Source organism: Nannocystis pusilla, assembly GCF_020073745.1.
Taxonomy (GTDB): domain Bacteria; phylum Myxococcota_A; class Polyangia; order Nannocystales; family Nannocystaceae; genus Nannocystis; species Nannocystis radixulma.
This window is the reverse complement of sequence record NZ_JAIRAU010000019.1, coordinates 217520-239725: the sequence shown is the minus strand read 5'-3', so window position 1 is coordinate 239725 and position 22206 is coordinate 217520. Positions and strand designations below refer to the sequence as shown.

The following is a 22206-nucleotide window of genomic DNA, read 5'->3' as shown; positions in this document are numbered from 1 at the left end:
CGTATCACTCGGGGCACACGAAATTTTCGTAGCGCTGGGCGACGACGGAGCGCGGGTGCGCGGCGAGCAGGTCGGCGGCCCGCGCGGCGGCCTCGACCGGCCGACCACGGCGGCACAGGACGTCGACCTCGGTGGCGCCGCGCAGGTCGGTGAACACGCCGTCGGGGAAGCGCCGGGCGTGCTCGTCGAGGTGCGCCTCGGCGGCCTCGATGTCGCCGCGCGCGAGCCGGGCGCGCGCGCGGTCCAGCACGGCGACCTCGGCGGCCAGGCGATCGGGGTCCGAGCGGCGCGGCGCGACCGCGGCGGGCGGGGTGGACGGGGGCGGGGCCGACGGGAGGAGGGGATCGGTGATCGGCGCGGGACGAACGATGGTGGTGGCGACCGGCGGGGCGCTCGGCGGCGGATCCTCGGCGGCACGCTCGCGCGCGGGGCCTCGCGGCCAGGCGACGGCGACGACGCCGGTCGCGAGCACGAGGGTGGTCATGACGGCGGTGCGGGCCGAGACGAGCGCGGCCAGGCCGACGCCGGCGCGGGCAGGCAGCAGGCCGGGCAACAGGACGGCCCAGGACCGCTGGGCCGCGGGCGGCGGTGGGGCGTCGCGCTCGCGCGCGCCGGCCAGCTCGTGCTCGAGCCCGGCCGTCCCGAACTCGCGGACGAGCTGCTCGCGTGCCAGCCGGACCCGCGAGTACACGGTGCGCAGCGGGATCCCCAGCTCGCTGGCGATCTCCGGCCCGCTCATGCCGAACAGCTCGGACATCTCGAAGGCGGCGCGGGTGCTGCCGCTGAGGCGCTCCAGCAGGCGCTCGAGCTGCTCGGCGGCGGCGAGCCGCTCCTGCGGCGGGTCGGCCGGGCCGCGCGGGACGGCCGCGACGGCGGCCAGTCGCCGCGACAGGCGCGCGGCGGAGCGGTGGTAGCGGGCGACGATGTTGCGGGTGACGCCGTGCAGCCAGGCGCGGGCCGAGACCTCGAAGCGGACCTCGTCGAGGCGGCGGTAGGCGGTGAGGAACACGTCCTGGACGGCGTCCTCGATGAGCGCGGGCGGGACCCCGAGCCGGCGCGCGACGGCCCACACGAAGGCGAATTCGCGGCGGTAGAGCTCGCGGAAGGCGCGGATGCGCGCGTCGTCCTCGGGTTCCGAGCGCATGGCGGAGCGGGTCTCCAGATGTCTCCGGCTGGCCGGCGAAGTATCACCGCGGCTCGCCGAAGCGCAGCTCGATGCCGAGGGCGAGGCGACCGGAGCCGACGCCGGGGTCGAACAGCGGCAGATCCTCCCTGGGCGCGGTGAGGACGAAGGTGCCGCGCTGGAAGGCCGCGAGCCCCTGCAGGAAGGCGAACAGGGCGACCCGGGGGTGCACGCGCACGACCGCGCCGAGGCCGGCGGTGGCGGCCAGCCAGCGCCCGAGCGCGGTCCGGTGGCCGCTGGGGCCGTCGGCGGCGCCCGCGAGCCCTCCCGCCTCGAGGCCGAGACAGACCGGGAATTCGAGGCGGCGCCGGTCGCCCAGGCGCACGCAGCCGAGCACGGCGGCGGCGAAGAGGGACGCGCGCACCCTTGTCTGCAGGGGCTCGACGGTGCGCGGGGCGAGGTAATTGGCCTGCAGCTCGAGGCGAAACCAGGGCCACAGGAGACCGCCCGCGAGGCCGCCGCCGCCGGTCGGGCCAGGCAAGGCGCCGAACTCGCCGAGGCCGTGGAGGCGGAGAAATCCACCCGGACGCGGCCGCGAGGGCGGCGACGCGGCGAGGTCCGGGACGGCGGGGGCGAGCGGAGCGGAAGTCGGAGCGGCTGGGGCGGGCGAGGAGGGCTGGGCGGGGGGCTCGGGCGAGGGGCCGGGCAGGACCGCGGGCTCGGGCGCGGGCGGGACCGCGGGCTCGAGCTCGGGACCGGGCTCGGGGAGGGGCTCGGGCGGTGCGGCGGGCTCGGGCACGGCCTCTTCGGCGACCGCACCCGTGGCGGGATCGAGCTCGCCGTCGACGGCGAGCGCGATGAGCAGGGCGGCGCCGTCGACGAGGGCCGCGCAGGTGCGCGCGACCAGGGCCCGGTTCTCGCGCCGGCCACGAATGTCGAGCTCGAGCTCGAGCCGATATCGACGCGGCGCCACGACGGTGGTGCGCGCGACGACGCGCGCCAGACCGGGCTCGAGCTCGCGGCCGCGCCGCGCGGCGATGCCGGCGAGCAGGGCCTCACTTGGGGGGCAGCCCGCAGGGGCGATCCACAGCACCTCGTCGGCTTCGGGCACCGGCGCCGCGGCGAGCAGGCCGCGCAGGAGCAGGCCCGCCACGCTCATCCGAACCCCGCCCCGATCGACGCGCCGGGCTCGTCGGGTCCCGCGAGCGCGCGCGTCGTGGCCTCGTGGTCGTGCATGGCGACCCCCTGCCTACCATGTCCGCCGCGACCTCGCGGGTCCGATGCTCCGCGGCGTCGCGCACGACCCGGCGGTCGTGCGCGGGCTCCGACGCAGGCTGGCTTTGGGGACATGTCCTTCGCGGCGTGCACGCGCCGTCGCCTCGCATCATTACGGGGGGCCCCGGGGCCGCGGCGACGAGGGACGCCGGAGGTGGTCCCCGGTGGGTGCCGCGGAGGGATGTCCGGAGAGACATGTGTGAGGACGGGGCGGCCTGTCGCGGGGGCGCGCGGTCGCACCGCGGCGCCGAGCTGACCGGCGGTCCGGGCATCCTGCGCGACGCCCCGTGCATTGGCGTCGCGCGCCACCGGCGCCGCATTCGCGTTCGCAGGCTTGTTGCCGCCCGCCCGCGAGACAGTGGACAATGTCGATATGCCGACCACGCAGCGGGCTGTTTCGGCGCAGCGATCTTTGGGTCTGGTGTTCGCGGCGCTCGCGGGCTGCGTGGCGCCCGAGCAGGAGCTCGCGCAGCCGACCGCGGAGCGAGCGACGACCGAGACTGCGCCGCCGCTCGAGCCGACGACCGCCGCGAACGCGCCGGCCGGTGAACCCGAGGCGCCCGGACGCGTCGAGCCGCGCCAGCCGAGCGGCTGGCGGGTCGCCAAGCCGGCGCTGATGGTGTACGCGGAGCGCCAGCAGCGACGCGCAATGCGGCGCGGGCAGATCGAGTCGCGGCGGCCGTTCGCGATCTACGGCGTCGAGCCCGGCCCGGGCTGCGAGGGCGAGGGCTGGGCGGAGGTCGACCAGGGCGGCTTCGTGTGCCTCGAGCACGCGAGCGTCAGCGAGGGGCCGGCGCAGATCCAGCCGGAGCTGCCCGCAGGTCAGACGATGCCGTTCATCTACGCGCGGCCGAAGATCCTCGATCGCAAGACCGGGGCGATCGCCCACGTGCCGCGCTGGCGCGACCGCTACGCGCTCGTGCGCGGCGACCAGCCGCTCGACGTGCTCGAGCCGGACCGGCAGTACACGTTCGTCAAGACGAAGACGCGCAAGTCCGGGCTGATGCTGATCGACGCCGACGAGCGCGCGGTGCTGGCCAAGGACCTGAAGATCGCCGAGCCGAGTGAATTCAGCGGTCGCGAGCTGGCCGAGCAGCCCGTCGCCGCCGATCGCCGCGCGGCCTGGTCGGTGGGTCGCCCGGCGATCCTCCGCGCGCGCCCCGAAGGCGGCGCGCCGCAGGTCGGCACGATCGAGTATCACGCGACCCTCGAGATCGATCCGCGACCGATCGTCGTCGGCGCCGAGCAGTGGTTCGCGGTGCCCGAGGCGAACGCGTTCGTCGTCGCCGCCGACATGAACTACTGGATCCCCGGGCCCGAGCTGGCCGAGGCCGCGGGCGACCAGCTGTGGCTCGACGTCGAGCTCGGGCAGCAGACGCTCGCGGTCATGCGCGGGCAGTCGCCGGTGTTCGTCACGTTGATCTCGAGCGGCGCGGGCGGCACGGGCACGCCGCTGGGGCTGTTCCGGATCTACGAGAAGCTGGCGGTGTCGCCGATGCGCAGCGGGCCCAACGCGGAGGACCCGTACTACGTGGATGGCGTGCCGTGGGTGCAGTACTTCCACCGCCGCTACGCGCTGCACGCGTCCTACTGGCACGACGACTTCGGCAAGCGCCGCAGCCACGGCTGCGTCAACCTGTCGCCGAAAGACGCGGCCCGCGTCTACGCGCTGACGTCGCCGGAGGTGCCGCCGGGGTGGAACTCGCTGCGCGAGCACAAGGGCGACCGCGGCACGCTGGTGCGCGTGCGCCGGGGCAGCGACCCGGTGCCCGATCGACGCTTGCCGCTCGGCGAGATCGACGACACGGAAGACACGGGCGGGTCGTGACGCGGTGCTCCGTCCCGGTGATCCTGGAGTCGTCCGTCGATCGAATCGAGCGAGCTTCATTGCTCTGGTGAATCGATCGATGTCGGCTGAGTCGCCGACGACATTCACCACGACGGGTCGCGAATGAGGGGAGGACAGTGCTGGGGGCGGGCGGCGGGGTCTCGTGACCGCAGAGATTCATCTGTGAGCGAGCGCTAGACACAAACATACCTCCAGCGGCTGGCGTTTTGGTAGTGTGCGAGTGTGGTGCGCTTTTTAGCGCACTCGACGGAGGACCCTGATGAGACTCGCCCACGGAATTGCCACCATCACTGCGGCCACGATTCTGGCCGTCAGCGCGACCGCCAGCGCGGTTCAGACCCCGGCCGCCCTCGCCCGGCGGCCCCATATGGAGGTGGCGCGAGGCGCCCCCGTGCGGGTGGCTGGCGAGCTGGCGTGGCATCAGGTGCCGGCGCAGCACCGGCGGGGGTGGTCGCGGGTGGTCGCCGAGATGGGGCCGCAGACGTGGGCGGTGTGGGACCGCGACACGGACGTGGTGCGGCGGATCTGGGGCGCGGGGATCGCGGCGCCGGGCAGCGCGAACTCGCCCGAGGCGGCGGAGCGGCTGGCACGCGCGTTTTTGAGCCGCCACGTCGCCCTGCTTGCGCCGGGGGCCGCGGCCGCGGACTTCACATTGGTCGCCAATGTCGAGAGCGGAGGCATGCGCACCCTCGGGTTCACGCAGAGCGTCCGCGGGGTCGCGGTCGCGGGCGGGCAGCTGAGCTTCCGCTTCAAGAACGACCGGCTGTTCATGATCGCCTCGGAGGCGCTGCCGCACGTGCCGGCGCCGGCGCTCCGCTCGGTGAGCGCCTCGGAGGCGCGCCGGGCGGCGATCGCGTGGCTCGAGCGCGACCTGTCCCCGGGGACAGTCACGTTCGAGTCGGCGCACGAGGCGGTGGTGCTGCCGCTGGTGCGCGCGAGCAAGGTCGAGTACGCGACGGTGGTGCCGGTCGAGGTGTCGACGCTGGCGCCGCGCGGGCGCTGGCGGGTGTACGTCGACGCGGTCACCGGCGAGCCGGTGGCGCGCACGCAGGAGCTGCGGTTCGCCGGCGGCAAGGTCGCCTACGACGCGCCGCTGCGCGAGCCGGGCGGCGAGCGCCAGGAATTCCCGGCCAACCGCGCGTCGCTGACGGTCGCGGGGATGCCGGTGACCAGCAGCGAGGCCGGCGACGTGATGTGGGCCGGCAACGCCGCGACGATGGTGACGACGCGGGCGACCGGCACGCAGGTGGCGGTCGACAACGACGCGGGCGCCGAGGCGACGGCCAACCTCAACCTGCAGCCGAACCAGACCGCGGTGTGGAGCGGCGCCAACGATCAATTCATCGACGCGCAGATCACCACGTTCGTGCACACCAACGCGGTGATCGAGTACGTGCGGCAGATCGACCCCGACCTCGACTGGCTCGGCCAGCAAATCGACGCGACCGTCAACATCAACGAGACCTGCAACGCGTTCTACGACGGCAACCTCAATTTCTTCCGGGCCTCGAACCAGTGCAACAACACCGGTCGGGTCGCCGACATCGTCTACCACGAGTTCGGCCACGGGGTGCACGACCACAGCCTGATCCAGGGCGTCGGCAACTTCGACCCGGCGCTGTCCGAGGGCGTCAGCGACTACCTGGCGGCGACGATCGTCGACGACCCGGCGATGGGCATCGGCTTCTTCGTCAACGACCCGGGGCCGCTGCGTCACATCGACCCGATGAACAGCGAGGCGGTGTGGCCCGACGACATCGACGGCGACACGCACGTCACGGGGCTCATCATCGCCGGCGCGCTGTGGGACCTGCGCAAGGCGCTGGTCGAGGACGAGGGGCCCGCGGGCGTGGCCGTGGCCGATCACATCTACTACGAGGCGACCCGCCGCGCGGCCGACATCCCGAGCATGTACTTCGAGGCGCTCGCGGCCGACGACGACGACGGCGACCTCGCCAACGGGACGCCGCACCAGTGCATGATCGACAGCGCGTTCGCCCGACACGGGCTGTTCACGCTCGGCGTCGACGTCGAGGCGCCGAGCGTGGCCCTGCCGCAGCTGGCCGAGTACCAGGTGAGCGTCGCGGTCGGGGGCGGCGGGGGGCAGTGCGCGGGCGGGATGATCGAGTCGGCCGAGCTGACCTGGCGCCTGCGCGAGCAGCAGGACACGGGCGGGGTGATCGCGATGGACATCGCGCCCGACGTGATCACGGGCGCGATCCCGCAGCAGCCGGCGGGCAGCGTGGTGCAGTACCAGGTCAAGCTCACGTTCGCGGATCAGTCGGTGGTGCAGTACCCGGAGAACCGGGCCGACCCGTTCTACGAGTTCTTCGTCGGCGCGGTCGAGAATATCTACTGCACCGACTTCGAGGCCGACCCGGCCGCTGACGGCTGGACGCACGGGCTCACCAGCGGCCAGCAGGGCGAGGGGGCCGACGACTGGATGTGGCAGGAGCCGCTGGCGCCGACGTCGTCGGGCGACCCGCAGGCGGCGTTCGACGGCTCGCGGGTGTTCGGCAACGACCTCGGCGGCGGCAACTACAACGGCACGTACCAGGCGGACAAGGTCAACTACGCCCAGACGCCGGAGATCGACACCACCGGCTATTCGCAGGTGCGCCTGCAGTACCGCCGCTGGCTCAACATCGAGGACGGTCACTTCGACCGCGCGACGATCTACGCCAACGACCAGCCGCTGTGGGAGAACTTCGCCAGCCCGGACATGAACAACGCCAGCACGCACCACACCGACCGCGAGTGGCGCTTCCACGACGTCGACCTGACCGGGGCGGTGATGAACGACTCGGTGACGGTGAAGTACGAGCTGCAGAGCGACCCGGGCCTCGAGATGGGCGGCTGGACGCTCGACGCGTTCTGCGTGGTCGGGGTGGTCGACGCGCCGGCGGCGATCTGCGGCGACGGGATCGTCAGCGCCGGCGAGGCGTGCGACGACGGCGAGGACAACAGCGACACGGCGCCCGACGCCTGCCGCACCGACTGCACGGCGGCGTCGTGCGGCGACGGGGTGGTCGACGGGGGCGAGGAGTGCGACGACGGCAACAACGCCGACGGCGACGGCTGCGAGGCGACCTGCGTGGCCGGCGGCCCGACCAGCACGAGCGGCGAGTCCGACTCGGACGGCTCGAGCGGCCAGGTGCCGACCACCGACGGCCCGAACGAGACCGGCGAGGAGCCGACCTCGAGCGCCGGCCCCGACAGTGACACCGAGGGCGAGACCGAGGGCGAGACCGACACCGACAGCGACTCGGGCGGCGGCGCGACCGACGAGAGCGGCTGCGGCTGCCGTCAGGACGGGCCCGGCGGCGCGGGCCTGTCGGCGCTGACGCTGCTGCTGCTGGCGCTGCGGCGGCGGCGTCCGGGCCGCTGAGAGCAAGAGGGACCGGGCCGGCGAGCGAGCGAAGGCTCGCCGTCGGCCCGGCGAGCGCGCGACAGTGCGTCGAGAGCGGGGTTCGCCGCTCCACCTGCAGCGCGCCGCGGACCGTCATGAATGAGCAGGTCGACCTCGAGAGGATATGCGTCGGGGTGGCAGGGCAGGGTCCGGATCCCTCGCCAGGTACGTCGCGGTCGGCCCAATCGTAAGACCGTTCGCGTCCGACCCCGGTCCATGCGCACCCAGCTCCGCGCCCCCATGTTCTTCCTTCGTCATAGCGCCGGGAGGTATTCCCGATCAGCAGCTTTGCATGGATGCAATGGAGGGCGGGCGGTCGAAGTCGGTGGTCGTGATGACCGGCGAGCGGCTCGACGCCGCGGCGGGCGGCTGTTCACCCGCCGGGTATCTCCGAGCCGGAGCGGAACTTCTCGCCTCGGGGGCTGCCGCAGACCGGACGATGAGCCGATGGGGAAGAAGGGGCCGCAGCCCCCTGTTGTGGCCTGTTCGACCATCAACCTGCCCCGGAGCGCGGCGCGATCGCGAATGTCTCATCTGCCATGGGCAGTCATGTCGCCGATTCGCTCCGCGGTCACCGGCCGGCGAGCCGTCTGACAGTCATGTCAGGCCTTCCCCCGGTTCATTCCTCCGGGTTCCGGGGCTCGGTCGTCGTCGTTCGTCTTTCGAGCGCTCCCCCTACTCACGCTCGCGTCCGGTCTTTTGATTCCCCGGCCGTGGCCGCGCTCGTCTTCGACAGGCCGGGCGGACTGCTCGCTATCCGGCGATCGAGCAGAATCACCTGCTGTGCCCTTTGACTTTGCGCTTTGTGTTGAAACTCACTTCTGTCGCGTTGACATGTCGACGGATTCTACCGTACGTTCATCACGTTGGAGGTGCTGATTTTCTCATGAAGAAGGCTGTTCTGTTTCTTGTCGGGTGCGCCGTTTCGTTCGTGGTGATGGTGGGGCAGAGTGGTAACGCGATTGCGTCGGTCGAGCCGATCTCCGGGATCGAGCCGACCGCGGCCGTCGATCTGGACGTCGTCTGTAGCGTCGTCATCCCCGAATCTGCGCCGCCCCCGGGCGCCCACGGCTACACGAAGCGGTACTTCGGCGGCGCCATTCCCAAGTGCAAGCCGGTCGGTGCGAACTGCCGCGTCATCGTCATTTCCGCCGGCACGCCGGATCAGCGCAACGAGTGCTACGTGGGGCCCGAGTGAGCAGGGACGTGACACCGCTTCCGTCTCGGTGTCGCGCGATGTCCCTGGGCCTCGCCGCAGTCGCACTCGCGTGCTGCGGTGAGGCCGAGGCGCCCCGAGCACCCAAGGCGCCCGTCACGGCGCCAGTCGCCGGAGTGCCTTGCCTGGGCGGGCGCGCCCTCTCGTGTATGGAGCCGGCGAGGTACGAGCGAGCGCTCGCGGCCGGCCGCAACATCCGTCGCGAGTACCGCAACGATGAGGATGGAATGCGGTGGCTCGACACGTTGACGGCGCTCGACAGCCCGTTCTATGTGCGAGACGCGCGCCTGGCGTGCGCGCGGGAGTTCGGCGACGGCATCGAGCAGTGCAATTACCGGATGAGCATGATCTTGGCGAACGAGGGCAGCGGGGACGCCGAGGTCGTCTTCGCCAGAGCCGCGGTCGTCGACGAGAGCCCGCCCGCCGGGTGTGTCGCGTACGCCGACTGCACTGCGGCCATTCGCGTGGGCTCGAGAGTGCCCCTACCGCCTGCGGTGCACAGCGGAGACCTGGCGATCGAGCTGGTCCTGCAGGCGAACTCCCCGGCTCTCACGCCGGAGTTCAACTCGAAGACGCCGGCCCTCGAGGGGCTTCCTGTCGAGTTTCTGCGGGCGCTCGTCGCGGAGTACAAGAAGATCGTGGTCGAGAATCGTGGCGTGGACTACTCGAGCGACCGAGAGATGATATACACGCTGGCGACGCTCGAGCGGAACGACATCGCCTACATGGAATTGCTCATCTCGGAGCGGGAAGGTCCATGAGCATGCGCCGGACGAGCAAGGTTCTCGGGCTGGGGATCGCGGTGGGCGTGGTGCTCGCGGTGATCTTTCGCGCGCTCGTGCTCGATCCCGCCAGGTGGATCGGAGACGATTCTCTCGTGCTCCTCGCCTCGGACGACTGCGCGTTCAGCAACGATCTCTACCAGCAGATCCGCGCGACGCCCAGGCTCGCCGAGCGCGTCCAGGTGGTGCCGATCGACGGCGGACACTCCGACCGCCCGACCGTCCGGATGATGTGCGGCACGGCGCTGGCGCAGCTGCGGAACCGCGGGGTCTGGCAGCTCCGCCTGCTGCCCGACAACTGGGCGTGCGGTGCGCTGATCGCTTTCGGCAACGAAACGCATACGAAGCACTTCCTCTACTACCCCGCGTGGATGAAGGGGCCGCAGCCGCTCGAAGACGGCGATTTGTTGCCGGCGCTGGCCGAGCGGGGGCTGCAGTACGACGGCAAGACGAACACGCTGTGGTTCCTCGGGGAGGAACTGCCGGCGAGCCGCAGAGAGTCCCTCACGATGAGGGCGGTCGATGACGACAATCCGCTCTCCCACGCCGTCGGTCACACGATCGGCTGGTAGCTCGACCTGCAGCGAGGGACCGGGGAGGCGTCCGTGCGCTCGACGAGACCCGACGGCTCGCGGGCGCGCAGCGGGCGACCCGGAGCGAGCGCGCCGCGTCACCGCGGACAGACCCGGGCTACAGGCGCGAGCGCATCAGGGCTTCGAAGCTGGGAAACAGCTTGAGCCCGATCTCGTGGTCCCAGTTGCACACGCCCCACGGGCCCTTGCCGGGGTGCAAGAAGATGGACTCGTTGCCGTCGCCGTCGCCGATGAGCAGCGTCTCGCGCGCGAGGTCGACCCCCTTGAGGTCCGGGCCGTGGTCCTCGACGATCGAGTCCACGTCGGCCTCCGAAGCGTGTGACCACTGGATCTCCTCGACCGGCAGGAGCTGGGCCAGGCCGTTGGGGAACATCAGGCAGCCGTACCAGCCGTTGGACACGGCCAGGAACGCGCGAAAGTCCGCCGGAAGCGAGATCCCCAGGCGCACCTCCGCGGCGCGGATGGCCTCCTCGGATGCCGGCGGGCGGCCGAGCCAGTGGTCCGCGATCACCCGCTCGTAGACCTCGGGCGCGAGACAGAAGTCCGACTCGCCCTGCGCCTCTGCGAGCAGGTCGTCGTTCAGCTGCTTCAGGAGCTTCTTCCAGTTCGTCGCTCGCGGCATGGCGCCCCATACCACGCGCCGATCTTGGACGGCCCATGATTTCACGCGGGAGTCGGTAGCAAGCAGGCTCATCGCGGGAGTTCGCGTACGAACCCGTCGGGGACGCCGGCGGCCTGCAGCACGGCGAGGGCGCGGGCGGCGTCGGACGCAGCGGCGAAGTTGCCGAGGATGACGAGGTGGTGGTCGCCCCACGGTCCTGCCTCCGCCACGATCTGCGCCTCGTGCGACATGCAGGGGGCGCAGGTGGACGTGTACATGGAGGCGGGCAGCGCGGGCATGGTGTCGTTCAGCCGGGCGGCGCGCTCCGTGGCGAGTTGCCGGTCCGGCGTGGCCAGCACCTGGATCGTGTAGATCGGTCCAGGCGCGAGGGCTGGCGCGGGGAGCCGGATCCCGAGGGCCTTCTCGATGAGGGCCACGAGCTCCTCCGGCATGGTCGGCCCGATCCACGGCGCGGCGATCGACGCGCGGAGCGTGCGCTTGAGCGGCCGACTGCAGGTCGGTGCGCCGCGGCTGCAACGCTTCACGACGAGCACGAGGTCGGCGTCGCGTGCCTCGATCTGCAACGCGACGCCCGGCGGGAGCGCGTCGCTCAGCGGCCGGGCCCAGGCGAGGAACTGCCGCGCGTCCTCGGCCGTCCAGCCGCCGACGCCGGCGCCCTCCTGGAACCCGAGCACCTGGCTCGACACGTCCAGCCGGCCGAGCCGCCCGCTCCAGTGATGGCTGTCGGCGAGCGCGAGGGCGGGCCGACCGAACACGAGCCAGGCGCCCACGAGCCACAGACCGAGGCGCGTCCGAGGAGGTCGCATCGTCATGAAGACGCGGCTCCACGCGTTTTCTTCCACCGGGTCCGCGAGGCCCCGACCGAGGCCGTGGGGCGAGGAGCTCGGTCCCGCTCCTCCGCGAGGACTCCGGTTTGTCGCTCGAGCCGCGAGCATCACAAGGCCGGGAGGATCTTCTCCGTCAGCAGCTTGGCGGTGAGGCGATGCGGTTGCGGGCGATCGAAGTTGGTGGTGGTGATGACCACGACGATCCGTCGCTCGGGAAACACCTGCACGGAATTGCCGCCGCTGCCGTTCATCGCCCACGAGCTCCAGGTCTGGCCGTCGACCTGAAACTGCATCAGCCACCACAAATAACCGTAGTCGACGCCGTCGTCGACGCGGGCGTGCGGCTGCACGGACTGCGCGACCCATTCGGCGGGCACGAGCTGATGTCCGGCGTGGCGCCCGCCGTCGAGGTAGAGCTGGCCGAGCGCCAGCAGGTCGCGGCTGCGCAGCCCGAGCCCGCCTCCGGCCTGCGGCAGACCGAGCGGCGAGAACTGCCACTCCGGCTCGACGATGCCGAGCGGCGTGAACAGCTTCCGTTGCGCGTAGGCGTCGAGCCGCTCGCCGGTGGCGCTCTGCAGGACCGCGCCGAGCGTCGTCACGCCGGCGGTGCAGTAGCGGAAGCTGCGGCCGTGCGGCGAATCGGCGGGCTTCGGCAGCCACGCCGGAAAGCCCTGGATCGGCAGGTCGAGGTAGAACTTCACCCAGTCCTCGACCAGGTACATGCGCTCTTCGTGGCCGCGCGAGTACTGATTCTCGTCGTGGCATTCGAGCAGCGAAGACATCGTCAGCAGGTCCTCGACGGTGATCTCCGCCTTGCGCGGATCGGGGTGCTCGGGGGGGCCGTACTGCGCGAGGTAGCCGAGGATCGGCGCGTGCGCGCCCGGGAGCTCGCCGTCGGCGATCGCCTGCCCGACCAGCATGCCGGCGATGGTCTTGGTCGCCGACCGGGTGTTGCGCCGGGCCTCGCGTCCGCCGTCGTCGAAGTAGTGTTCGTAGAGCAGCTCGCCGTCGCGGGCGACCAGGATGCTGGTGATCCGGCCGAATTCGCCGGATTCGACGGCCGTCGTCACCGCCGGCAGATCGGGTCGTGCGACCACGGCAGCCGGGGGCGAGGCCTCCGCGGCGCAGGCGGCAGCGACGAGCATCAGGCAGGCGAGAGGGCAGGCGGCGAACGGCTTGAACACGGGCATCGGGCGCCCGGACGGGCGTCGGACCAGGCTATCAGCGCGGCGGGGCGCGGTCTTGTACGCCCTGAACCTGTCAGGCGCGCCGGACGAGCCGGCGGAACGCGGCGGGCGTGAGCCGGTAGGCGCGGCGGAAGGCGTGGCTGAAGTGACTCTGGTCGACGTAGCCGCACTGCGCCGCGATCTCGGCGAGCGGCCGGCGCGGGTCGTGCAGCAGGGCGCAGGCGCGTTCGAGCCGACAGCGGCGCAGGTACTCGCCGGGCGAGCGGCCGTAGCGGGCCCGGAAGGCGCGCGAGAAGTGCACGGGATGCACGCCGGCGGTCGCGGCGAGCTCGGACAGGCGCGGCGTGACGGCGCCGCTGTCCTGCAGCTGTTCGCGGGCGCGGGCCAGCCAGGCCGGCGCCGCGGCCAGCCGCTCGCGGGCGTCGAGCGCTGCTTCGGCGAGGAGCAGGTGGTACTCGGACTCCACGACCAGCGGCGACGCGCCGTCCCAGCGGCGCAATTCATCGCACAGGCGATGGGCCGCGAGCAGCGCGGCCGTCCCCAACTTCACGGCGTGGTCGGGCAGGGCGTGCAGCGCGGAGCGCCATGCATCGGCGGGGATCGACAGCGTGAAGAAGCGGCCGTCGAGCCCGCGGAAGCGATCGCGATGCGTGGTCCCCGGCGGGTTGAGGACCAGCGCGGGCCGGTCGCAGACCTCCGGCATGCCGCGCGCGCTGCTCACGTAACGACCCGCGAGCAGCAGCAAGAAGTGGGCGTCGTCGTGGGTGTGCGTGTGCACCTCGTGCTCGGGGACGGTGGGCCGGAGGTCGGCCAGGGCCAACCCGTGGGCGGTGCGCCGCCGCTCGAAGGCGCCGAGGAATTGGCCGGAGACGAGTCGCATGGCGTCGTCGGGGACGCCGTCACGCGCCCTTCGGGCAGCGGATCGAGCCCTTGACCTTGACGGGCTCGCCGCTGGGGATCGCGCGCAGCGTGGTGTCGATGGTGGCCTCGGTGTGGTCGCGGGCCAGCGCGATCGACTCGCCGGCCGGCGGGGTGCGGCGGTCGCGGGCCCAGCTGCCGCGCGGCGCGTCGACGTTGAGGGTGATCGCGGGGTTTGCCCACTCGTCCTCGGCGGTGACGAGGATGTTGAGCTTGAACGCCGGCGCCACGCCGAGCTCCTCGGAGCGGACCTCGAAGTTGGCGCCGAGACCCGGGGCGCACAGACCTCCCTTGCCGCGCAGCGTGGCCGTGAAGCCGCCCTCGAAGGTGAGGTCGACCTCGTTCGGCGAGGCCGCCGGGGCCTTCGCGGGCGGGGGCGGGGCGGTCGCGGGAGCAGCGGGAGCGGCGGCAGGGGCCGCGGGCGCTGGCTTCGCGGGTGCGGGGGTCGCTTCCTGGGCGTCACAGGCCATCAGGGCGACGACGGCGAACGCGGCGATCACGGACGTGCGCATGGGCCGAGTGTAGACGATCGGCGCTGCGCGCGGCGCGGCGATCCGCCGCGTACCGGGGCTCGCGGATGCGCGCAGGTGGATGTGCCGCGGTTCGCCTCGCTGGCGCCGTCGATGGATGGCCTTCGAGACATGTCTCGAAGGACAAATCATTCAGTCGGTCGAGGCCTTGCCGCCGGCGACGCACAGCTGGTCGTCGAGCTCGGACACGCCGGCGGTCTGCAGGGCGAGCTCGACGATGAGGCGGCGCGTGTTGGGGTCGTAGACGAGCCCGGTGAGGGTCACGGCGCCGGCGCGTACGGCGACCTCGACCTCGCTGGCGTCGATGTCGGGGTGCCAGGTGAGCGCCTCGTTGATGTCCTCGGCGATCCGGGTGTCGGAGCGCCGGTAGCCGCGCGGGCCGCAGCCGACGTAGCGGCCGCGGGCGCTGTCGCCCGGGTGCGGGCCGGCCTCCTGGGCTCGCGGCGCCGAGGGCCAGGGCGCCGGCTCCTGGTTCGGCCACGTCACGTCGCCGTAGAGGCCGCGCGAGCGGAAGCCGGGGCCGATGTACTCCTCGAACGGCGCGCCCTGGTCGACGCCCTGGCGGGCGCGGCTGTCCTCGAGGTCGCTGGTGTGTTGCTTCGCACGCATCGCTGAACCCTCCGCGACTTCACACCGTAGGGACACGCAATCAGCGGACCACTGTACATTGTTCAATGCCGTCCCCAGGCAATGTGAGCACGGCAGAGCCCGGCCGTGCGCAGACCTCGCGTGGCCGGCGCCTGGATTCACGTTTGCTCGGAGACGGCGGCGTGCAGGGCGGGGAAGACGCGGGCCACCTTGGCCAGCAGGTAGTCGCCGTAGGTGCCGCGGAAGGCGTGCACGCTGGCGCGATCCCAGCGATCGGCGGCGTCGTCGGAGATGTCGGCGGCGCGGCGCGGCAGCGGCACGATCTCGGCGTCCCACGCGGGGTCGAAGAAGAACGGGAACGACAGGCGGTCGCGGGCGGTCGAGCCGCGCACGCGGTGCGGCGTGGACCGGTAGAAGCCGCCGGTCAGGCGATCGAGCATGTCGCCGAGGTTGCACACCAGGGCGCCGGCGAGCGGCGGGGCGTCGATCCAGCCGCGCGGGGTCTTGACCTGCAGGCCGCCCGCGTCGTCCTGGGCGAGCAGCGTGAGCAGGCCGTAGTCGGTGTGTTCGCCGACGCCCCAGCCCTCGCGCGCCGTCGCCGGGTAGTGGAAGATCCGGAACAGCTGCGTCGGCTCGCCGGTGTAGTGCCTGCGGAAGTAGTCGGGCTCGAGGTCGAGGCTGCGGGCGATGCCGGTGAGCAGGCGCTGGGCGATGTCCGCGAGCCTCGCCATGACGGCCAGCACGACCGGCTGCAGCCCGGGCACGAAGGCCGGCCACAGGTTGGCGCCGTGCAGCGGGGTGTCGGCGCGCACGCGCGGGTGGTCGGCGGACAGCTCTGTCCCGAAGTACAGGCCCTCCTTGAGGTCGGGCTGGCCCGAGGTGAGCTCGTCGCCGAGCGGGAACCACCCGCGCCAGGCGCGGCCGCCGTGGCGCATGGCGATCGCCTGCTTGTCGGCCGCCGGGGCGGCGAAGAACCGGCGGCTCAGCGCGTCGAGGCGGGCCAGCAGGGCCGGGTCGAGCCCGTGGCCGACGACGTAGAAGAAGCCGCTGTCGCGACACGCGTCCGCGATCGCCCGCGCGAGTCGGTCCCGCTCCGACCCGGGGGCGTCGCGGCAGAGCGGCGAGATGTCGAGGACCGGGAGCGCTGGGGCGGTCACCTGGCCGATGATAGTTGTTCTCCGCCGCGCTGGCTGCGTCGCTCGTCGGTCGTCGACGCGCCCGGCGCGACGAAGGCAGCGCGGTCCGCGTCAGATCCGGCGCACGCGCACCTTCATCTTGAGGCCGATCGCGGGGGTGATGCCGCCGAAGCCCCAGACCCACTCGTCGTTGACGGTGCTCGAGGCGGTGAAGCTGAGGGTCGTGGTCGTGCCGTTGCTCTGCCAATCGAGCACGCCCGGGTGCGAGCCCGGCAGCTCCGTCGGGTCGCTCAGGGTCTGGTCGAGGGTGTAGCCGACAGTCTGCGGCGAGAGGTTGATGGTGACCGGGCCGGTGCTGTCGACCTCGGCGTAGGCTTCGCGCACCTTCTGGCCGGAGTAATACGGATAGCCGCTGTTGTCGAAGGACAGCGAGAGGGTGCCGGTCGGCGTGCCGACGATTCCGCCCAGGCCGTTACGAAGGGTCCATGAGACTGCCATGATGATACTCCTCGGGCGCGCCGGGCCCGGCGGGGATCGTCCGGCCGGGCGCGCACAGTGAAACGGGTAGTGTCGTCGCCCCGCGGAACCGTTCGTTACGGCGCGTTACAGCGAGGGCGAACGGAACGATCGCCCGGCGTCACTATCAGCCTCACGACCTGCACGGTCAGGTCCGACGAGAGGACGCAAAGGATGACGTCTCAAGACAGCATGGAGAGCCACGAGGTCGAGGCCGAAACGGTGCCGGTCACCAGTCCGCCCGGACAAGGGCGGGCGCCCGCGATGGGCGGGCTCGAGGCCATTCACCGCATGTTCCCGTGCCCGCTGGTGGTCCGCGGCGGGACCTTCGAGCTGCCGCCGGAGACCGAGTGGCACGCGGTCCTGACCGCCGCGCGCCCGCGGCTCGAGGCGATGGTCGGCGCGGTCGGCCGCCTCGAGTGCCCGGAGCTCGGCCCGGCGATGCAGCTGGGGACGGCCTGGCTGGTGCGCGACGACGTGGCGGTCACCAACCGCCACGCGCTCCTGCCCTTCCTCGACGACATGGAGCGGGGGACCCGGTCGTTCCGCATCGACCTGTGCGCCGAGGTCGGCAGCGAGGCGGACCTCCGCTGCCCGGTGCTGCGCGTGCTCTACCTGGCGCCCGACCTCGACCTCGCGTTCGTCCAGGTGGCGCAGCTGCGGTCGCCGCGGCCGGCGATCCCGATCGTCGACACGATCGTGCCGGAGCACCCGGTCGCGGTGATCGGCTTCCCCCACGACGAGGCGGCCGAGTACGGGTCGGAGGCGTATCAGCAGTGCTTCAAGGACGGGTTCGACCGCGAGGGCCGCGGGTTCAAGCGGATCTCGCTCGGACACCTGACGGGGATGACGCACGCGGTGGTCGAGCACGACTGCACGACGCTCGGCGGCAGCTCGGGCAGCGTGATCGTCGACCTCGTGCGCGGGGCGGCGATCGGGCTCAACTTCGGGCAATCGTTCGAGACGATGCTGAACAGCGGGGTGCCCGGCTGGCTGGTGCGCGAGCGGCTCGCGCGGCTCGAGCGCTTCGGCTGAACCTCACTCGCCCGCCGCGGCGGCCGCAGCTTCGACGGCGGCAGCCCGCTTGCGGAGCTCGCGGACCCGCGCCGGGTCGCGTCGGACGGCCGCGAGGGCGTCGGCGAGCTCGCGCATGGTGGCGACCGTCATGTCGGCCATGCCGAGCCTCTCGTTCGGAGCGCGCTCGAGGATCTCGAGCGCCTGCTCGAGGAAGGCGATCGCCAGCTCGGGCTGGCCCCTGGCGGCGTAGACGAGGCCCATCCCCCGCAGCGGGAGGGCCCGCAAGGCCGGCTCCTCGGGGGGCTCGTCGAGCTGGAGCGCCATCAATCGGTTGAAGTACGGCAGCGCCTCGGGGCAGCGGCCGAGCTGGCACAGGTGGTCGCCGATGTTGGCGAGCACGCCGGCGACGTCGACGTCTCCGCGACCGGGGTCGGCGTCGTGGATGTCGAGCAGCTCCTGGCTGATCGCGAGCTGCCGCGGGAGCTGGCCGCCCAGCCGGTACAGCTCGGACAGGAACGCCAGCGTCGTGACGCGATCGGTGTGGGCGCGCGGCACCGTGGCGTCGTAGCCGGCGAGCGCGCCCTCGACCCGCGCGGTCGCTCGCGCGAGGTCGTCGTCCTCGAGGTCGAGCTGGCCGAGCGTCACGTCGATGGCGGCGACCTCGGGGTGCGCGCCGCCGTACGTCCGCGTCAGCACGGCGCGCGCGTGCTCGAGGTAGGTGCGCGCCTCGGCGTGGCGGCCGAGCTCGAAGACGTCGAGGCCGAGGTTCACCTCGACGCGGGCGGCCGCCGGGTGATCGGCGCCGAGGCGGGCGCGCAGCTCGTCGAGCAGCTGGAGGTGCTGCGCGCGGGCCTCGTCGAGGCGCTCGGCCTCGCCGAGGCCGGCGGCCAGGGTCTGACGGGCCAGCGTGAGCTCCGGATGACCGGCGGGCCAGTAGGACTGCAAGATGCCCAAGGCCGAGCGGCGCAACGCCACGGCGTCGGCCGGCCTGTGCTCGGCACGCAAGATCTCGCTCTCGACGGACAGGAGCGCCGCGTCGGCGACCGGCGAGTCGGAGGGCCGCGCGGCCTGGGCGTGGGCCAGCCAGGTGCGCGCCTCGGCGGGCCTGTCGAACAGGGTCGCGGAGACGCGGGCGAGCTCGTTCCACACCTCCCACGTCAGATCGCCGCGGCCGGCCGCGACGGCCCGGTCGTAGGCGAGGTGCAACGAGCGGACGGCGCCGGGCCCGTCGCCGAGCAGCCGGCCCTGGCCCTGCGCCAGCAGCAGCAGCGCCTCGGCCTCGCCGCCGACGTCGCCGACCTCGCGGATCCCCGGCAGCGCCCCGCCGAGCAGCGCGACGGCCTCGCGGCCCTGATGGGTGCCGGTGAAGATCTTCGCGCGGTCGAGGATCGCCCGCACCTTGTCGTCCGGGGCGCGCGAGGGTCCGCCGAGCTCGGCCTGCCGGGCCGCGGCGGCGCGGCATTGCTGCGGATCGGGCAGCGCCGCGATCAGGTCCTCGGCGTCGGCGACGAGGGCGACGTCGGCCTGGGCGAACGAATCGAGGAGGGTGGTCCAGGCGGTGCGGTGACGGGCGAGGCAGGCGGCGGTGAGGTCGAACATCCGCTCCGACTGCTCGCCGCGCAGCCGCGTGGCGACGCAATTGTCGTGACCGGCGGTGGCCCAGCGCTCGGCGTACTCGTCGAGCCCGGCGCGGGCGCGCCGCCAGGAGTCGGCGGCGTAGGGTAGGTCGGTGGCCGCGAAGGCGTCGGCGAGCCGGTTGCGGCGCGCGTCGTCCCACAGGCCGGCGATCCGCTCGTCCGGGGGCGCGCACGACGACTGTGGTGAATCGCCGCGCATGGCGGCGCCGACGGCGGTGGCCGTCCCGAGGGCGGCGACGAGGCCGAGCGCGACGAGCTGCCGTCGTCGTCGCCGCGGCGCGGCCAGCAGGACGTCGACGAGAGCGTCCATCGACGGGTGGCGGTCGGCCGGGTCGAGCGCGAGGGCCCGCTCGAGCGCGCGGCGCAACCACTGCGGCACCGCGCGATCGGCCGGGAGCGCGGGCGTACCGGCGTGCTCGGCGAGGCGCTCGAGCGCCGGCGGCGGCGGGCGGCGGAACACGGCCTCGCTGAGCGCGACGGCGAAGGAGTACTGATCGCTGCGCGCGTCGCAGGCGAGGCCGCGGACCTGCTCGGGGGACATGTACGCCGGCGTCCCCGCGTACCTGCTGGTGGCCGCCGAGGCGCCCGCGCCGGCGGAGGGGCGATCGGGGTGGGTCTCGGCCTCGGCGAGCTCGCCGAGGGCGAGGCCGAAGTCGGCGATCCGGACGCGGTCGTCCTCGCCGACCAGGGCGTTGGCCAGCTTGAAGTCGCGGTGGACGATGCCGACGCGGTGGGCGGCCGACAAGCCGCGCGCGGCCTCGACGAAACGCTCGAGGATCGCCGCCAGCGAGCGCGGCTCGCGGTCGAGCCATTGCCGCAGCGTCGCGCCCGGCACCAGCTCCATGACGATGAACAGGCCGCCGTCGTTCTCGTTGACCTCGTGGATCTGCACGACGTTCGGGTGCGACAGCTTGGCCTGCATCCGCGCCTCTCGCAGCAGGCGCGCCCGGTCCTTCGGCCCGTCCCGCAGGCGGTCGTCGCGGATGACCTTGATGGCGACGAGGCGGTCGAGCTGCGAGTCCTCGGCGGCGTAGACGACCCCCATCCCGCCCTGGCCGAGGGTCTCGAGCACGCGGAATCGACCGATCAGCACCGGTGCGTGCGAGGTGCCGAACATCGAGGCGCTGAGCCGGCGAAACATCGCCTCGCCTTCGAGGTCGCGCTCCGCGGCGCCGAGCCGCTCGAGGCCGGGCCAGGTGTGCTCCTGCTCGGGGTCCATGGCGAAGGTAGTGTCACCGAGGCCGGCCCCCGTCAGCCAGCGTGTGTGCCGGCCGGCCACCATGGTAGAGTGGCGTCATGACGAGCGATCAGGAGCTCCTCGCCGCCTGGCGGGCCGGCGATCGCCAGGCCGGCAGTACGCTGTTCGAGCGCCACTTCGACGCCGTCCGCAGGTTCTTTCGCAACAAGGTCGATCACCAGGTCGAGGATCTGGTACAGCGCACATTCTTCGCCTGCGTCGAGGGCCGCGACCGCTTCCGCGGGGAATCATCGTTTCGCACGTATTTGTTCGCGATCGCCCACAATGTGCTCCGCGACCACCTCCGTCGCCACCGGCGGACCCCCGACGAGCTCGACCTCGAGTGCATGTCGATCGTCGACCTCGGCGCGAGCCCGACGTCGCTGCTCGCGGCGCGCTCGGAGGAGCGGCTGCTGCTGCACGGGCTGCGCAAGATCCCGGTCGCGTCGCAGGTGATCCTCGAGCTGTATTATTGGGAGCACATGACCGGGCCCGAGCTCGGGGTGTTCCTCGCGGTGCCCGAGGACACGGCCCGCAGCCGCCTGCGCCGGGCCAAGCAGCAGCTCGAGGCCGAGATCCGCAAGCTCGAGGCGAGCGCGTCGGACCTCCAGAGCACGATCTCGGGGCTCGATCAGTGGGCCGCCGGGCTGCGCGCCCAGCTGGCGCAGGGGCGTTGATCATCGCAACAGCCGATCGAGGCGGTCGCGGAGGAGCCAGGCCGGCAAGGCGGTGCCGCCGTCGAGCGCGAGGCCGATGGCCTGGCCGCGCGCGAGGTCGATGAGCGGGCTGCCGACGCCGCGCGGCCAGCCGGGGCAGTCGTGGCGCAGGCGCTGCGCGGCGATCTCGACGAGGCGGCCGGGGACGAGCCAATTTCCGGCGGCGACGGCCGTGGAGCCCGCGGGGGCCTCGGCCGGGTCGCCGGCGGGGCCGAGCACGGCCAGGTCGTGGTGGTGATCGAGCTCGGTCGCCAGCTCGATGTGCGAGGGCTGCGGCGCGACGCGGAGGAACGCGAGGTCGCAGTCGGGCGAGAGGTAGAGGACCTCGAGGACTTTGACGATGGAGGTGTCGTCGCCGAGGGCGATCTGCAGGGTCCGCTCGCCACGGTCGAGCTGGTTCAAGGCCGTGGCGACAGGGCGACGCCGGGTGACCGCGACGTCGGGGCGGACCAGCCAGGCGGTGCCGACGACCTCGACGTAGTCGTGGTCGACCGACTCGAGCCGACCGACGCAGGCGGCGGCCGCGAGCACCCGCTCCTGCGGGGACTTCCACGGCGAGGGCGCAGGAACGGACGGGCTGTCGGGAGTGGGCGAGGCGGGCTGCATCAATTGCTTGATGCGCTCGATCGCCGGGTCGCCGGGGCCGGTAATCAGGGCGGCGAGGCGCGCGAGCGCGGCCTCGTCGCTGTCGGTGGCCGCCAGCGCGGCGAAGACGGCCCGTGCGCCGCCCTCAGGCTGCGCTTGCTCCGATGGGTGCATGCTCGATCTCCCCGCGGACTCTGGCCGCGAGGGTGATAGTGGCGGGTGAGGGGCGATCCGTCACGACGATTGGTGGTGCGCGATTCTCGCGGGAGGGACGGACGCGGGGCGCCGAACTGCCGACGGGTGCATGGCCTGCGAGTATGGCGAAAAGGACATGTGCATTAAAATATGTCCTCCGAGCTGTGAGCGGGCGAGGGCCACGCGAGCTGGGGATCCGGTCGCCGGCGGCGGTCTCGCAGACCGGGACGGCGTCGCCGCGCTCCGCG

Annotated in this window: 19 protein-coding genes; 7 read left to right on the top strand and 12 right to left on the bottom strand. The window is 72.6% G+C overall.

Features of this window, described 5'->3' with window-relative positions:
- Positions 1-4 precede the first annotated feature (4 nt).
- Positions 5-1144, bottom strand: coding sequence for a sigma-70 family RNA polymerase sigma factor (locus tag K7C98_RS16110; RefSeq protein WP_224192556.1), 1140 nt, complete (start codon positions 1142-1144; stop codon positions 5-7).
- A gap of 43 nt (positions 1145-1187) precedes the next feature.
- Entirely contained in the window at positions 1188-2276 is a 1089-nt protein-coding gene (locus K7C98_RS16105) for a hypothetical protein (protein WP_224192568.1), read from the bottom strand.
- Between the two features lie 495 nt (positions 2277-2771).
- On the opposite strand from K7C98_RS16105, the gene K7C98_RS16100 reads away from it, so the two are divergent.
- From K7C98_RS16100 to K7C98_RS16080, 5 genes are all read left to right on the top strand, one after another.
- Positions 2772-4226, top strand: coding sequence for a L,D-transpeptidase (locus K7C98_RS16100; protein ID WP_224192555.1), 1455 nt, complete (start codon positions 2772-2774; stop codon positions 4224-4226).
- Positions 4227-4638: 412 nt separating this feature from the next.
- On the top strand, positions 4639-7635 hold the full coding sequence (locus K7C98_RS44825; RefSeq protein ID WP_224192554.1) for an MYXO-CTERM sorting domain-containing protein: 2997 nt from the start codon (positions 4639-4641) through the stop codon (positions 7633-7635).
- Between the two features lie 907 nt (positions 7636-8542).
- Complete coding sequence (locus K7C98_RS16090; RefSeq protein WP_224192553.1) at positions 8543-8854, top strand: hypothetical protein; 312 nt, start codon at positions 8543-8545, stop codon at positions 8852-8854.
- Positions 8855-9021: 167 nt separating this feature from the next.
- The gene (locus tag K7C98_RS16085) at positions 9022-9633 is read left to right on the top strand and encodes a hypothetical protein (protein WP_224192552.1); all 612 of its coding nucleotides are present in this window, start codon (positions 9022-9024) and stop codon (positions 9631-9633) included.
- 2 nt (positions 9634-9635) lie between these two features.
- Complete coding sequence (locus K7C98_RS16080; RefSeq protein WP_224192551.1) at positions 9636-10226, top strand: hypothetical protein; 591 nt, start codon at positions 9636-9638, stop codon at positions 10224-10226.
- A 118-nt stretch (positions 10227-10344) separates the two neighbouring features.
- Here K7C98_RS16080 and K7C98_RS16075 read toward each other — a convergent pair whose 3' ends face one another.
- The 8 genes from K7C98_RS16075 to K7C98_RS16040 all read right to left on the bottom strand — a co-directional run bounded on the left by K7C98_RS16075 (position 10345) and on the right by K7C98_RS16040 (position 16553).
- A complete protein-coding gene (locus K7C98_RS16075; RefSeq protein WP_224192550.1) occupies positions 10345-10869 on the bottom strand; it encodes an SMI1/KNR4 family protein in 525 nt (174 codons plus the stop codon).
- A 68-nt stretch (positions 10870-10937) separates the two neighbouring features.
- A complete protein-coding gene (locus K7C98_RS16070; protein ID WP_224192549.1) occupies positions 10938-11675 on the bottom strand; it encodes a hypothetical protein in 738 nt (245 codons plus the stop codon).
- 128 nt (positions 11676-11803) lie between these two features.
- A complete protein-coding gene (locus K7C98_RS16065) occupies positions 11804-12886 on the bottom strand; it encodes a serine hydrolase domain-containing protein (RefSeq protein ID WP_224192548.1) in 1083 nt (360 codons plus the stop codon).
- Positions 12887-12956: 70 nt separating this feature from the next.
- Complete coding sequence (locus K7C98_RS16060; RefSeq protein ID WP_224192547.1) at positions 12957-13763, bottom strand: helix-turn-helix transcriptional regulator; 807 nt, start codon at positions 13761-13763, stop codon at positions 12957-12959.
- Positions 13764-13782: 19 nt separating this feature from the next.
- On the bottom strand, positions 13783-14313 hold the full coding sequence (locus K7C98_RS16055) for a hypothetical protein (protein WP_224192546.1): 531 nt from the start codon (positions 14311-14313) through the stop codon (positions 13783-13785).
- Between the two features lie 150 nt (positions 14314-14463).
- Positions 14464-14940 carry a BON domain-containing protein gene (locus tag K7C98_RS16050; RefSeq protein ID WP_224192545.1) on the bottom strand — a complete coding sequence of 159 codons (477 nt, stop codon included), beginning with the start codon at positions 14938-14940 and terminating at the stop codon, positions 14464-14466.
- 137 nt (positions 14941-15077) lie between these two features.
- A complete protein-coding gene (locus K7C98_RS44820; protein ID WP_224192544.1) occupies positions 15078-16076 on the bottom strand; it encodes an isopenicillin N synthase family dioxygenase in 999 nt (332 codons plus the stop codon).
- Positions 16077-16166: 90 nt separating this feature from the next.
- A complete protein-coding gene (locus tag K7C98_RS16040; RefSeq protein WP_224192543.1) occupies positions 16167-16553 on the bottom strand; it encodes a hypothetical protein in 387 nt (128 codons plus the stop codon).
- A 192-nt stretch (positions 16554-16745) separates the two neighbouring features.
- On the opposite strand from K7C98_RS16040, the gene K7C98_RS16035 reads away from it, so the two are divergent.
- Positions 16746-17606: a S1 family peptidase gene (locus K7C98_RS16035; protein WP_224192542.1), complete on the top strand. Its 861-nt coding sequence runs from the start codon at positions 16746-16748 to the stop codon at positions 17604-17606.
- 3 nt (positions 17607-17609) lie between these two features.
- Here K7C98_RS16035 and K7C98_RS16030 read toward each other — a convergent pair whose 3' ends face one another.
- Positions 17610-20444: a protein kinase domain-containing protein gene (locus K7C98_RS16030; RefSeq protein ID WP_224192541.1), complete on the bottom strand. Its 2835-nt coding sequence runs from the start codon at positions 20442-20444 to the stop codon at positions 17610-17612.
- Between the two features lie 77 nt (positions 20445-20521).
- On the opposite strand from K7C98_RS16030, the gene K7C98_RS16025 reads away from it, so the two are divergent.
- Positions 20522-21139, top strand: coding sequence for an RNA polymerase sigma factor (locus K7C98_RS16025; RefSeq protein WP_224192540.1), 618 nt, complete (start codon positions 20522-20524; stop codon positions 21137-21139).
- Here the strand turns inward: K7C98_RS16025 and K7C98_RS16020 are convergent, their stop codons facing one another.
- Complete coding sequence (locus K7C98_RS16020; protein ID WP_224192539.1) at positions 21140-21937, bottom strand: serine protease; 798 nt, start codon at positions 21935-21937, stop codon at positions 21140-21142.
- Positions 21938-22206 lie beyond the last annotated feature (269 nt).